12 protein-coding genes are annotated in these 13,278 nt (G+C 42.7%); 2 read left to right on the top strand and 10 right to left on the bottom strand.

What is annotated here, in order from left to right; translation table 11 throughout:
* Nucleotides 1-67: 67 nt before the first annotated feature.
* The 5 genes from AC3WTJ_RS04390 to AC3WTJ_RS04370 all read right to left on the bottom strand — a co-directional run bounded on the left by AC3WTJ_RS04390 (nucleotide 68) and on the right by AC3WTJ_RS04370 (nucleotide 4,569).
* Nucleotides 68-982 (bottom strand): hypothetical protein, encoded by a 915-nt coding sequence (locus tag AC3WTJ_RS04390; protein ID WP_492520740.1) that lies wholly within the window; start codon nucleotides 980-982, stop codon nucleotides 68-70.
* Nucleotides 983-1,172: 190 nt separating this feature from the next.
* Nucleotides 1,173-1,790 (bottom strand): undecaprenyl-diphosphatase, encoded by a 618-nt coding sequence (locus tag AC3WTJ_RS04385; RefSeq protein ID WP_492520739.1) that lies wholly within the window; start codon nucleotides 1,788-1,790, stop codon nucleotides 1,173-1,175.
* 101 nt (nucleotides 1,791-1,891) lie between these two features.
* On the bottom strand, nucleotides 1,892-3,298 hold the full coding sequence (locus AC3WTJ_RS04380) for a HAMP domain-containing sensor histidine kinase (protein ID WP_492520738.1): 1,407 nt from the start codon (nucleotides 3,296-3,298) through the stop codon (nucleotides 1,892-1,894).
* The gene (locus tag AC3WTJ_RS04375) at nucleotides 3,295-3,969 is read right to left on the bottom strand and encodes a response regulator transcription factor (protein ID WP_157317369.1); all 675 of its coding nucleotides are present in this window, start codon (nucleotides 3,967-3,969) and stop codon (nucleotides 3,295-3,297) included. The genes AC3WTJ_RS04380 and AC3WTJ_RS04375 overlap by 4 nt, the downstream gene beginning before the upstream one ends.
* A gap of 489 nt (nucleotides 3,970-4,458) precedes the next feature.
* Nucleotides 4,459-4,569 (bottom strand): YjcZ family sporulation protein, encoded by a 111-nt coding sequence (locus AC3WTJ_RS04370; RefSeq protein WP_127455728.1) that lies wholly within the window; start codon nucleotides 4,567-4,569, stop codon nucleotides 4,459-4,461.
* A gap of 641 nt (nucleotides 4,570-5,210) precedes the next feature.
* Here AC3WTJ_RS04370 and AC3WTJ_RS04365 point away from each other — a divergent pair.
* The gene (locus tag AC3WTJ_RS04365; protein ID WP_492520737.1) at nucleotides 5,211-5,948 is read left to right on the top strand and encodes a DUF1796 family putative cysteine peptidase; all 738 of its coding nucleotides are present in this window, start codon (nucleotides 5,211-5,213) and stop codon (nucleotides 5,946-5,948) included.
* A gap of 104 nt (nucleotides 5,949-6,052) precedes the next feature.
* Here the strand turns inward: AC3WTJ_RS04365 and AC3WTJ_RS04360 are convergent, their stop codons facing one another.
* The 4 genes from AC3WTJ_RS04360 to AC3WTJ_RS04345 form a co-directional block, all read right to left on the bottom strand.
* The gene (locus tag AC3WTJ_RS04360; RefSeq protein WP_492520736.1) at nucleotides 6,053-6,475 is read right to left on the bottom strand and encodes a VOC family protein; all 423 of its coding nucleotides are present in this window, start codon (nucleotides 6,473-6,475) and stop codon (nucleotides 6,053-6,055) included.
* 13 nt (nucleotides 6,476-6,488) lie between these two features.
* A complete protein-coding gene (locus AC3WTJ_RS04355) occupies nucleotides 6,489-6,974 on the bottom strand; it encodes a dihydrofolate reductase (RefSeq protein WP_492520735.1) in 486 nt (161 codons plus the stop codon).
* 34 nt (nucleotides 6,975-7,008) lie between these two features.
* Complete coding sequence (locus AC3WTJ_RS04350; RefSeq protein ID WP_492520734.1) at nucleotides 7,009-7,488, bottom strand: DinB family protein; 480 nt, start codon at nucleotides 7,486-7,488, stop codon at nucleotides 7,009-7,011.
* A gap of 155 nt (nucleotides 7,489-7,643) precedes the next feature.
* The gene (locus AC3WTJ_RS04345; RefSeq protein WP_492520733.1) at nucleotides 7,644-8,747 is read right to left on the bottom strand and encodes a M48 family metalloprotease; all 1,104 of its coding nucleotides are present in this window, start codon (nucleotides 8,745-8,747) and stop codon (nucleotides 7,644-7,646) included.
* 379 nt (nucleotides 8,748-9,126) lie between these two features.
* On the opposite strand from AC3WTJ_RS04345, the gene AC3WTJ_RS04340 reads away from it, so the two are divergent.
* Nucleotides 9,127-11,715: a heparinase II/III domain-containing protein gene (locus tag AC3WTJ_RS04340; protein WP_492520732.1), complete on the top strand. Its 2,589-nt coding sequence runs from the start codon at nucleotides 9,127-9,129 to the stop codon at nucleotides 11,713-11,715.
* A 44-nt stretch (nucleotides 11,716-11,759) separates the two neighbouring features.
* Here the strand turns inward: AC3WTJ_RS04340 and arfA are convergent, their stop codons facing one another.
* Nucleotides 11,760-13,271, bottom strand: coding sequence for an arabinosylfuranosidase ArfA (arfA, locus tag AC3WTJ_RS04335; protein ID WP_492520731.1), 1,512 nt, complete (start codon nucleotides 13,269-13,271; stop codon nucleotides 11,760-11,762).
* Nucleotides 13,272-13,278: the final 7 nt, after the last annotated feature.

Below are 13,278 nucleotides of genomic sequence, written 5' to 3'. Positions count from 1 at the left end.
ATTCATGAACAGCAGACAAGCTTCAACAGGGAAGCCTGTCTGCATAAGCATCTAACCTAGTAAATTATTAATGTTCTTGCTTACCTTGGTGATCGTGCTTCAACGTTTGCACCGTTTTTCCAGTAAGATCAACGGTTTCGGGTGTTGTTTGATTATAATCTGATAGATTCGCTTGAAGGTGCAGAGTCACTTGGTGTGCTGTGCCGGCATCATCTTTGCCAGATACGGTTAGATCTGCTTCTTGATGAGTAAGATAATTACTTGAATTAACTGTTGCTTTAATCGATACATGTTCAATTTTGATGTCTTGGGTCAGTTGAGGAGCTGCATTTTTCAGAAAATCCTCTTGAAATGGTAGGGCATTCGCCTGAACAGCATCATCACTTTTTTCGCCGTCGTGTTCGCTCTTAGTAGCTTCTTTAATTGCGATTGGCGCCAATGCATTGACTACAGTTGGAATTTGCGCGTTATCCAGTTGTATCGAAATGTCTTTGGAACCATCATCCTTCGTATCAACAGCTACATAATCTTTCAGATTCCCGACTAACGCATCAATGACCGTTTCAACTTGCTGAGGTATTTCCGTTTCATTCAGCTTATTCTCGGTTTTATGTTTCTTCTCGTTCTCTTGTTTCACGAAATACACATCACTGGCAGCTGATTTAAGTACTGTTTGGTTCGCTTCCTTATAAAAGCTAAGTGCTTGCTGTGTGCCGCCCACTGCAACATCTGCGTTTCCGCTTGCTGTTTTCGAATCTAGACTCACTTTAAAATTTCCACTCGCACTAGCAAGCACTGCTCCATTATCTTGTAACGCCGCTTCTGCTTGTACAGCAACATTTTGCACCGTTTTGGTATTTTTAAGCGCTGATTTATAGGCTTCATACCCTGATGTACTCGCCATTGCGCTAAACCCAGTTGTCACCATAACGATGCTACTAATTCCAACAGCACTGCCAAACATGATCCACTTTTTTTTCATGATTTCCTCCTAATATAGGGAGCGATCTTTGAGTGGAGCTCAAAGTCTCTCCTTTTTGGTATTGGGCTTACAACTAAATCATAGGCAACAAAAATGAAACGCTTATGAACCAATTCTTAAAACTTTCTTAACTATCCATTTATTCAAAAAAATAAAAATCCGCTCATCACTTGAACGGATTTATAGAGACTTATAGTTTCGTTGAATATTCGCTTACGAGTTTCTTCTTCCAAACTTTGTTCTCCACAACTTCATACCAATGAATAACTCGGAATAGCATATTTTGCGCTTTTGGAACCCTGCTTAAGAATTGATGTACAACAGCCGCGGCAGCTATGCCAAGCACTGCTCCCGCCAAAACGTCTGATGGGTAATGAACCCCTGTCCATACTCGCGAAAAAGCAATGCACGCCGCTAAGACAAGCCAAACCATTCCTTCTTTTCTACGGAAAATCCAAATGGAAGCCGCAATGACAAAAGCCCCGGTTGCATGGTCACTTGGAAATGAAGCATTCGCTGGATGTTCAATCAATTGAAGCACCGTATGCGTTACGAAAGGACGGTCTCGATAGAAGAAATGTCCGATAATTCCGCTGCATGCAAATGCTACACAGGCAGAAAGAAGCGATTGCGCAACCATTTGGCGTTGGAATCGATGCCTAGTAAACCAATAAATCACTATGCCAATGTAAAATACGTACTCAGCATAAGAAGCAAACATACGCATAACGGGATTTAGAACATCCATCGTGCGTCCTAATCCATTAACCATCTGAAACAACTGATAATCCAACTGAGCGAAACTCATTTTCATCAATCCTTTAATTATAGTAGATGCCGCATAGACGACATTACAATAACTTTACATGATGAAAATGAGAGGAAAATGAGAAACATCCCTATATAAATTTACAATCTTGGAAACTTCACACTTATTTTTGTTCCAACTTTCTCCTGACTGCTGACCTTTATTTCTCCCTGATAATTATTGACGAGACGCTTAGCAATGCTTAACCCAAGTCCAGTTCCTGCTAATTCACGGCTTCTTGCTTTATCCACACGGTAGAATCGATCGAAGATATGCGCCAGATCCTCCTTGGGAATACCGACTCCATGATCTACGATGGTTATTTCAACTTCATTTTTAAATGTTGTTCCTTCAATTAAAATTCTTTTATCTTCTTTCGTGTATTTGACGGCATTATCCAAAATAATTAAGAGAATCTGCTCCATATGCAGTGGGTTTATTGATATGAAAACATCTCTAACTTTCACCAAATTCATCTCAAATACAAAATCCGGGTGGAGTAGCTCCAATCTTTTTATCGTCTCATGAATAGTAGGTTCAAGTTGGGTTGGCTCTCTATTTTCATATGAGAATTGAGACTCTGCTCTCGTTAATGCCAGTAATTCTTGAACAATACCTCGCAAACGCCTAACCTCTTGCAGTGATGCTGACAATGATTCGTCGAGCACAACAGGATCGGATTTGCCCCAGCGATCTAAGAGCGATAAATGCCCCTCCAGAATGGTTATGGGCGTTCGAAGCTCATGGGAAGCATCTTCAACAAACTGTTTCTGTTGACGAAAGGAAACTTCCAGTTGATCCATCAATTCATTAAAAAGTTTCGCCAAACTGGATAATTCGTCCCCATTTTCTATCTGCACAACTCGTTCCTTAAGCCCATTCTCTTGGACGTTCTGCATAGTTGATGCCAACGTTCGAATCGGACGCATGAACTGCCGCGCAATGGCTAAACCACCGAGTCCGCTAATAAAAATAGCCAGTACCCCCCCGACTGCCATTACCCACAAAATCGTCTCGCTAAAATGATCGAATGTTTCCAAATTACTTGCCAGCTCAATAGTCCCAACAAAGGCAGAGGTAATCAGTGGACTCCTGTAAATTAAAATGTGCTCTTCCTGATGGGTAATGTCGGTTAGCTCTTGAGAGCTAGTTGGTTTCCGTGAAACCCAGTTCTCGTCAAAATGGTTTGAAACAGTCAGTAATGATGTCCCTTCCTTATCAAGGATGCGTATCATTTGATTTTTTCCAATAATCTTCTCTAAATAAGATCGGCTATCTGAAATTTGCAAAGTCTCTGTCCTAGTCAATTTCTCGTTAAAATAGTCTTCAAGCTGAATCATACTCACTTGAATTTGATCTTTCTCTTGTTTCAGCATCCATTGTTTAAGCACTATGTATTGAGCAAAATTATAGGTAACAAATATCAAAAAGATTAACGCGGTAGCCCCAAACATGAGCTTCCACTTGATCGGAAGGCGCCGAATCATCACGGTTAGACGTTCTATCATCTCATTACATATCCTATTCCTCTTATTGTGTGAATTAAATTTGTTTCACCGTTATAACCCAGTTTGTTTCGCAAATACCTCACATAGACATCGACAACATTCGTCTCAACCAAAGAATCATACCCCCATACTTGATCCAAAAGCATATCACGTGTTAATACAAGATTATGGTTCTTCATGAACATAACTAATAGATCGAACTCGCGTTTCGTAAGCGCAACAATTTGTTGATCCTTATATACAATACGGGCATCCACATCGACAGTAATATTCTGAAAAGAAAGCTTCTCATGCGTGTCGTTTCTTTCTAACTCCGTGCGTCGAAAAATAGCCCTTATTCGAGCTAATAATTCTTCAATGGCAAATGGTTTGGGCATATAATCATCTGCACCGCTATCTAAGCCAGATACACGATCCACAACGCTATCCCTGGCTGTCAACATCAGGATCGGTGTCTTCTTGGCTGCACGTATCCGTCGGCACACCTCAATGCCATGAAGTCCCGGCAGCATGAGATCCAACAATATTAAGTCCCACTCTTCTTGAAGCGCTAATTCCAATCCGGTTTTCCCATCATAAGCGGCCTGCACTTCAAACAATTCATGCTCCAGCTCCAGTTGAATAAATCGGACTAAGTTTTTTTCATCTTCAATGAGCAATATTCGTTTCATCGTTATCTCCCTGATCCATAAGTTAAAGTTTACCAGTGCATGTATCTCCAAGTAGTTTGAAGATCAAGATGTTTTTCTATACAGTATCATCCCATTGAACGACTTTAACAATAAAAAATGAGAATTTAATGAGAATTACACAGAAGCTTTCGAATCTTACCGTGTACTTACAATTAACGCCACTACAGGCCCCTATTTTGCTGTAAAGTGTCCATTTCGGAGCTAAAGGGAACTAGCGTCCGTTATTTCTCCGTTTTGGCAGGGAAAATGGAGATTGGCAGGTAAATAGAGCCCTGTAGTTCCCTCAACACGCGGAAACGGCCGATTTTCCCAGAATAACGGCTCTAGGTTCCTTTATTTTCCGGGCATACATTCTTGTCTCAAGGCTCCCGTTAAAATTAAGGGTGAACAACAAAAAAAACGGCCCGTGTTCGCGACTGTATCGCGAATGGGCCGTTTTTTTTTGTTTTTCTCAATTAAATTAAGAAATTACCATACAAATGCGGATGTGATGATTACCAAAAGAATAAAGAGAACCAAAATTGCTGCTGCATTGTTACCATAACCTGCACAACTACCACCATAACCTACTGCTCCCATGTGTACTCATTCCCCTCTGGTGAAATGTCACTACGGTATAAAATATGTTGGTTACGTAATGATTGATTGGACGTATGTACCAAATTGAGTATAAATAACCGGCATTTATAATAAAGATTTTCGGGTCATATCCTTTTTTAAAACATCCCAGAAAATAGTGTAAATTCCAGCCATGTGCCCACGCATTATTTTTAAAGTTGAATCTTATATATTACCCCACCACAGCAACTCAAATTTCACCTTCATTAGCCATAAAAAGGTCACCCTTCGATAAAAAATAAGGGCGGCCTTTTTGATATTTCCAGCCAGTACCCAACTCACCTGTCAGCTTTATTTAAACGACAAAAAAACGGTCTATATCGCTTCTATCTCGCGATAAGACCGCTTTTTGTTTTTTGCGATGTCAGGTTAGATTGCAAAAGTCATCAAGATAATAACCAAAAGAATAAAAAGAACCAGAACAGCTGCTGCGTTGTTAACACCATATCCAGCACAACTTGCACCACTCATATCTAGTCATTCCCCTCAAGTGAATTTTAACTACGGTATAATCATACGCTGGGTACGTGATCATTGCTTGGGCATAAGTCTATATTCTGCTTCATTTTTCAATTATTGTTCTGAGGTAGTGAAATAACAAATTGCACTACACGTTTGCCCAAGCGGAAATTTTATTTTTGCATAATTTAATTCTACTCATCATGGTGAAGGAGATCGTTGTTGAAAAGGGAGTGAAAGTTATGAAATCGCGCGATTCCCTAGGTGGTTATAAAGCCTACATTAGTCTAGGTTCAACATGTCAAACAGCCCATCAGCTTAGAAGACTGGGCTTACGAAAATATGCGGGGCCCTTAGATTGGTTTATTTCCGATTCGAGCGGGGAAGTGGTTCGTTTGATAAATCATCGTTTCAAAGGATTTATGGAACTTAGCCAGCTTGAACTCATTGGCACTACCTATGAATGCTTTGTTATAAGAGATAACGCAAGTGGCGTAACATCTTTCCATGACTTCCCTCTTTCTCTTACTGCGGAGCGATGGCGTGATGCTTATCCCGCGTTTAAAGAAAAGCTCAATCGACGCGTAGATCGGTTTATGAAAACTATGCAAGGTCAACCCCTTCTTTTTATTAGAACCAATGCTACAAAAAAGGAAGCACAAGAGCTGCATGCCGCATTAAAAAGGCTGAAACATGGAAAATTCCACCTTCTGATCGTGAATAACCACCAGAAAGACAGCAAAGATGTGATTTACGAGTCTTGGGGGCTAGATGGAATTAGCTCGGTGCTCCTACCACAAGGGGAAGACTGGAGAGGATCTAACCAAGCTTGGGATACGTGTATGAACGGCTTTAAATTAAAAGCTTCGTCCCTTCGTTGAGTTTGACCCTGCAATCCTCAATGACAAAAAGAGCAGTTGCCGCGGCGATCTGCTCTGGTTTATTTGAACTAACGCTATTCACTAGCAGGTAGCCCCAATGGAAATTATTTTATTCTCTTATGAATAGGATGGTCCTCATTTAATTCAAGCAAATCCCATAGGTTCCCATATAGATCTTTAAACACGGCGACAATTCCATAGGATTGTTCTTTGGGCTCTCTAACGAACTCAATTCCTTTTGCCAACATGTCATTATAATCTCTCCAGAAGTCATCCGTGTTTAAAAACAGAAAAACTCTACCACCCGTCTGGTTTCCGATAAACCTATCTTGTTCCTCTTTCGATGCTTTCGCAAGCAATAACGTGGTGCCAACTGAACCTGGCGGGGATACTACTACCCATCGTTTATCTTGCTCAGGTTGATAGGTATCCTCTACTAAAGTGAAGTTCAGCTTCTTTGTATAAAAGTCTATTGCTTCATCATAATCTTTTACCACTAGAGCAATATGAACTATTGATTGAATCATATTTGACTCCTCCCTAATTTCTATCATAAATATGAAAAAAATAAGTGAAAGGATTCTTACTGTCAGTTATCCCTTTCTCAACGGATACTTCCTTCCATTCACTAAAATCTATTTCCGGAAAATAGGTATCTCCATCAAACTCATGATGAATTTTTGTTACATACATTTTTTTAACATATGGCATAAATAATTTGTAAATCTGTTCTCCTCCAAAAATGAATATCTTCTCATCATGCTGGCATAGATCAAAAACTTTTTGGATGGAATGCGCCATCTCACAACCTTCTATGTTTAACTCTGTATCTCTACTTAATATGATATTTCTACGATCGGGAAGTACCTTTCCAATGGATTCGAAGTTCCTTCTCCCCAATACAATTGTATGCCCCTTTGTTATTTTGTTAACATACCGCCAGTCATTGGGGATCCTCCATGGAATGTCATTGTCTTTACCGATGACTCTGTTTTTGTCCATTGCGGCAATTAGGTATATCTCCACTTACCCCACCCTTTAACATGTTTGCTTTATAAAATTATATTACCGTTAAAATTTGATTTTTATGGTGCTTGTCATGATCATTAAATTCGTGAATGATGTAAATTAAAGAATAGGGTGTGCCTGTATGCGGGCAAGTTTCTACTCCATTCACTGTAACATGTTTAAGTACAACTTCTGTTTCAGCTAAAAGAATTTCAACTAACTGAAGACGAGTTAGCTTAAATTCATCGAGCAGACGATTTTGGGAAATTCCTGATCTGGCATATTCATAAGCTAAATGATTAAATGAATCGAAATCCGGAAATACGATGCCTTCCCCAGCTTTAATTGCTGGTATAACCGTTGTGATGAGGTAACTATCCCAATTTTTTAGGTGCGAAATGATTTCTCCTACGGATGCTTTTCTTTCAGCGATAGGTTGTAACCAGATGCTTCCGTTTAAATCATGTAAGGTATCCGTCCACTCTGTAAATTTCTTATACTGAAGAATCGTACTTCTATCTAAGCTAATCATAGCGAAGTCTCCAATTCATTTTGGAATAATAATCCACCTCTATGATACCGAATATATGTTCGTTTGTGAAGTTATAATTGCAAATAAAAACCCACAACAATGAGTTATGGGTCTCTTTGACATTAGAAATGACTCCCCTGATCGCACAATAACCATCACTGCAATAATACATATCTTTTATAATAATCGATAAGCTTCTGCTCCATAGATGATTTTAGTTGATCTAATTCAGCATTCAGTTGTTCAAAAGTTTCCTTATCCATTCTGTATAACGGCTCATCTTGCTCTAAATTGGAGATGAAAGAGACTCTGTTTGCAGTCGGAGGATGTGAAGCATCTAGCCGTGCCCCAGCTTTTACGGAAGCTCGTTTCAACCTTTCCATTTCCCGAAGCGGTAAAATCCTGATTTGCTCCTGAAAATCTTCGAAGAAATGACCTATTCTCTTTGAATTGATTACTTTTAAAATCGTAAATTCGAACATGGCGTCCAGATGCAGTTTATTTAACAAGGATATCGTGGCTTTAGGAGTTGCCGTCTGAGCCGCGAGTTGATCGGCTAAATATTCAGCACGCTGCGAATCTTGCCAAAACAAATGGCAAAGGACATAAAGAAGGAAATAAATGAATTGAGATACTGCTAACAGAACCACATTCGCAAAAAACATGAAAAAAGCAAGAAGCCGATAACCAGGATCCCAAAGCCGATCAGGCCGAATAACGGAATACCAGTAATTTAAAGTATAAAAAGCGGCCCCCACCCAGTAGCTTCTATTTTGATCCCCATTGATACCATGAGCTAACTCGTGTGCAATTAATGCAGTTAATTCCTTCTCATCAAGAATTTGAATTAACGGCAGTCCTAATGTAATGATTTTTTTCCGGCCCAAGCCAATTTCTCTGTAGGAAGCATTAAACTTTTCGTTTATCACAACGCCTTCCACACGATCTGATCCCATTGCTTTAGCGATATCATCCATCGCGCGATATAGGGCTGGAAATGCCTCTCTCGCCAATGTTTTCTCATTCAACTTATGGAAGCGAGGTCTAGTCCCCCATGCAAATAGCAATAATATACAACCAAGAATCAGAATAATGATATTTTGAACATTGAAAACGACCAGGAGTATCCCACTTACAAAAAGAAACAAACTGAACAAATGAACAGCAGAAGCGGCAAGATAAGTAAACAGGCGCATCCATGAAAACGTTGTGTGTAAACTACCTTTTTGAATCAAAGTCTGTAGTAAATCGGAACCCATTTTCTCGCCAACCTGCAAATAGGTTCGTTCAAAAACATTTCTTGGTTTCCCCTTTTTATCATCGGCCTTCAAATTCCACTCACATTTATCGCACCAAGTCATAAAGCCTTTGAGAACGGGAGTTATCTCCATACAATTTGGGCATATTGTTGTTTCAAGAATTTCAATATTCGTGCTCATTAGTGAAATTATCCCACCCTGTTTCTATTTATAGTTCATTATATTAAACATTGATAGATATGTAATTAATGAAATTATTGACGTTATCATTTCAGTTGATTTGCCCCCCTTCCTAACATGAATTGTCCCCCTCACTAAAAAAAGAGCAGGTGATATAGTGTTTATATAAGTAAGCATTAACCACTCGGGGGTACTTGAAATGACAAACCAATCTAAGATCGCGACGGCCAATCGTCCTTTCGCCTGCTACAGTGCGGAGCAGCTGGAGAGTATTCGCAATCGGATTTTCATGCAGCCTAAGCTGCGGCAGGAATATGAGCGGCAATGGAAGTTGTCCGACGCATTTGCCAATGAGGAATTGTCCTTGCCTATTCAACGGATATACGCTTTCCGAACCGTTCCTTTTGTGTTCCGAACGCCGGAGAACGCTGCCTATCTAAAGTTCAATTTACATATTCGGGGAACAGGGGAAGTTTGGATCAACCAAGTGCAGCTTACCCATTCGGAAAAAGGGCTGCCTATTCCGCTCGAGAACGGCAGGTTCGATCACGGGTTACTCGGATGGGCAGCATCGTCGCACTCCGTCACAAGCTCAGCCTCCCTTGAGCCTTCCGAAAACCCCGGACAAGGGCAATGTTTGCACGTGAAGAACTTGTCAAATAACGACCACATGCAACTGTCAATTACAGATCCGATTCCTGTGCATGCCAAGGAGCACTATAATATTCAGACGAATCTTCGATTGGATCAACACTTCTCGGATGACGGTGTAACGATCGAAGTGGAGTTCCAGGACGCTGCCGGTCAGCCTGTGGATGCGGTATATATTTCTCCCTCCTATAACCGCAAAACACCGACCAATTGGGCTGCCTTGCTGGAGACAGCTGGAGCGGATGCAAACGTCTATATGGTAACGGGGAATACGGAGTACGCAGAGCAGGCCAAACGAAAGATGTTGTACATGCTGCCCGATATGTGCCAAGGCATGGATATTTTAAAAGCGACTGGCTGGCATGAGGATGATACTTACGGAGCCGTTCATATAGGCCGAGGCATCGCGGTGTTATCGGTCATATACGACCAGATTGCTGACTCAGGCATCATCCCTCCACATGAGAACGCAGACATTCATGCTAACTTCCGCTATATAGCTGAAATGATGATGGACACTGCATATTATCGGTTCGATCTGGAGCAGTTTCCGGATGAAAAGGGAGGCAAACGGAGCAACTGGAACGCGGACCGCGCTACAGGCCTCGGGATCTACGCGCTCATTTTCCCCCAGGAGAAGTTCGCTGATGACTATCTAGCCCATGCCTGTGCTGTCGTCGATTGGCAGCTGGAACATGTCGTAGACCAGGACGGCGCATGGCCTGAAAATATCCGTTACCATGGCGCTGTGCTGCATAGGTACTTTCTATTTTTCACGCTGCTGCAGCGACTTAAGGGCGTGGATTACTGGTCACAAGACAAGATAAAAAAGATGTACCGCTTCTTAATCGACACAGTGACTCCGAAGGATACCATTCAGGGTGGGCCGGATTCGGAGCCTAAACTGCTGTCTCCTGCTGTTGGCGATTCAACGGTTGACGACCAATGGTTCCGTATGTTTGCTTACGTAGCGCCCTTTTATACCACAACGGATTCACAGCTTAGTAGGGAAATGATGTGGGCATGGCAGCATGGGGGTGGCGTGGTCCGAGATACGGGTGCTTATCCTTGCACCCTGCTCGCACTTCTCTACCCACAGCCAGAGCTTCCTCAAGAAGCACCTGCGCTGACTTCTGTCCACTATCCAGGGATGGGCTATATTATTTTCCGCCAACATTCCGGTGTTTGGGGTCGTGAGAACTATGCCATTTTTGAATCTTCGCCGCTCACCTATCATGCCCATCACGATGAGGGGCATTTCGCCATCTGGGCGAACGGTACCCCGCTGACCCTGGACCCTGGGACGGGTGGGTATTACAATGGGGACCGTCACTGGTATGTAAACGGACACGCGCATAACGTGGTTCAATTCATAGACGTGGCAGGAACCATACAAAATGGCCCGCTGAAAAGCCTCTGTGAGGAAGTTTTCTTTTCGAATCAACTCGATTATGTTCGGAGTAAAATTCCAGATGTCCATGCGGAAACTTACCATCGCCACTTTGCCTATGTGAAAGCCGGCGTTGATGTTTATGTGGTTTGGGATCGTATTCGCAGTGAGAACAATAGCGTTTGGAATCTGCATGCGATGAGCACCTTGTCGGATATAGAGAATAATCGGATTACTGCCCATGGTTTAAATGACATGAAATTGGAAGTCACTTTCCTTGAGCCAAGCGGCATTTCAGTATCTAAGGATCACGGAGCCGTATCCGGCGCCTATCCCCTAACCGTGCAAGAACACTTCCGAATTCGCAGCGATTTTGGGGGTGAGGGTGGCGGTGTTAGCAGCAGCGGTGGCGGTGATGATGCCGGGCGATATAACAGCTCTAATTGCAATCAAGATTATCTAACTCTGCTCTATCCAAAAACCCGGGAAGCATCCGCACTGGTCATACAATCTTTGCCAACGGATGCCGATTGCTCTGAATTACGGATGTACAAAATACTCCGGGATGAACAAACCATGTTCTACTTGTTGGTGAACGGGACAGAACAGCCGCACACATTCCACTGCCAAGCTGGAGCAGCACTTTTGAATCCCCACGACAAGACAACCTATTTCCCCGACCATAACGGAGAATGTCACATCCAGGTGGAAGCCGGCAGGCTTACTATCCTTCTCACAAACGGCTAATACAAACAAGGTCAATCGACATTACATCGACTGACCTTGTTTATTTATTCCTTTATAACGTCCAAACGAATCACATTCCATGAACGCTTAGATAGCCTAGCCTGAACATGACCTTCTTCCATTCTTGCAGTTCCTTGGTTGTGAGGGATCACATTTTCCGGATGAAGCTTGGTATTGGTTGCTTTCAGATCGTCATGTTCAAGCACCAAATGCTCGACTAACCTAACTTCACGGAAGCTGCGAAGATTGATATCCAGATCAAGCGTTTCGCTCAGATGACGATTCACAGCAAAAACCGTAATTTGACTCTGTTCCTCGTTATAAACACTGATGGCTTCCAAATACGGAACATCCGTATAGTCTTTGGAGTCGTATTTCGGCGATCGGATAACAGGATGCAGCACCTTTCCCCTGCCGTAAAGGGAAGCATGGAGATAAGGATAATACGTCGTTTGCAGCCAAACTGGCCCGCCGTTCTCGGTCATAATAGGCGCGATGACATTGATCAATTGTGCCATACACGCCATTTTCACCCGATCAGCATGCTTAAGCATGGTAATCAAAAAGCAGCCGACGGCAAGGGCATCCTCAAGGGTGTAAGTGTCCTCGAATTCAGCCGGCGCAATCTGCCAGCGCTCCGTAGCACGGCTGGTGCCAATCGAATTCCATACGTTCCATTCGTCCAAAGACAGGTATAACTTCTTCTTGCTCCGCTTCTTGGCTTTGACATAATCACAGATGGAAGCAACCGTGCTGATGAATTGATCCATATCCAGTGAACGGGCAAGAAAATTCTCCGAATTGTTTTCGTTATTGTTGTAATACGTATGCAAGGATAGAAAATCCACTTGATCATAACTCAGATCCAAAACCGTAGCTTCCCAATCGGCGAATGTCGCCATGCCGCTGCTGGAGCTTCCACACGCGACAAGCTCAAGATTTGGATCTACCCATCTCATGACTTTCGCCGTTTCATTGGCCAGTCGGCCATATTCTACCGCCGTCTTGGCGCCGATTTGCCATGGGCCGTCCATTTCGTTGCCTAAGCACCATGTTTTGAACCGGTGGGGCTCCTTATAGCCATGGGATATTCGGAGGTCGCTCCAATAGGAGCCAGACGGGTGGTTGCAGTATTCCACCAGGTTGCGCGCATCATCTGCACCACGCGTGCCAAGATTAACGGCCATCATGACATCTGTACCCGCAAGCTTAGCCCAATCGGCGAATTCATTCGTTCCAACTTGATTGGTTTCTGTCGTCCACCAAGCCAGCTCCAGCTTCCGTTTGCGCTCCGATTGGGGGCCAACGCCGTCCTCCCAGTTGTAGCCGGATACGAAGTTTCCGCCAGGGTATCGAATAATTGGAACCTGCAATCTCCGAATAACTTCCAAGGCATCCCGGCGGAATCCGCGTTCATCTGCTGTTGGATGGGAGGGTTCATAAATACCTCCATATACCGCACGTCCCAAGTGTTCGATAAAAGAACCGTAAATCCGTGGATCAACCTCATCGAGAATAAAGTCTTTGTCGACAATCATAGATGCTTGTAGTGTCATTGCCTTT

This window comes from Paenibacillus sp. FW101-FHT12H11 (assembly GCF_058790355.1).
This window is presented reverse-complemented; position numbering and strand designations above follow the sequence as displayed.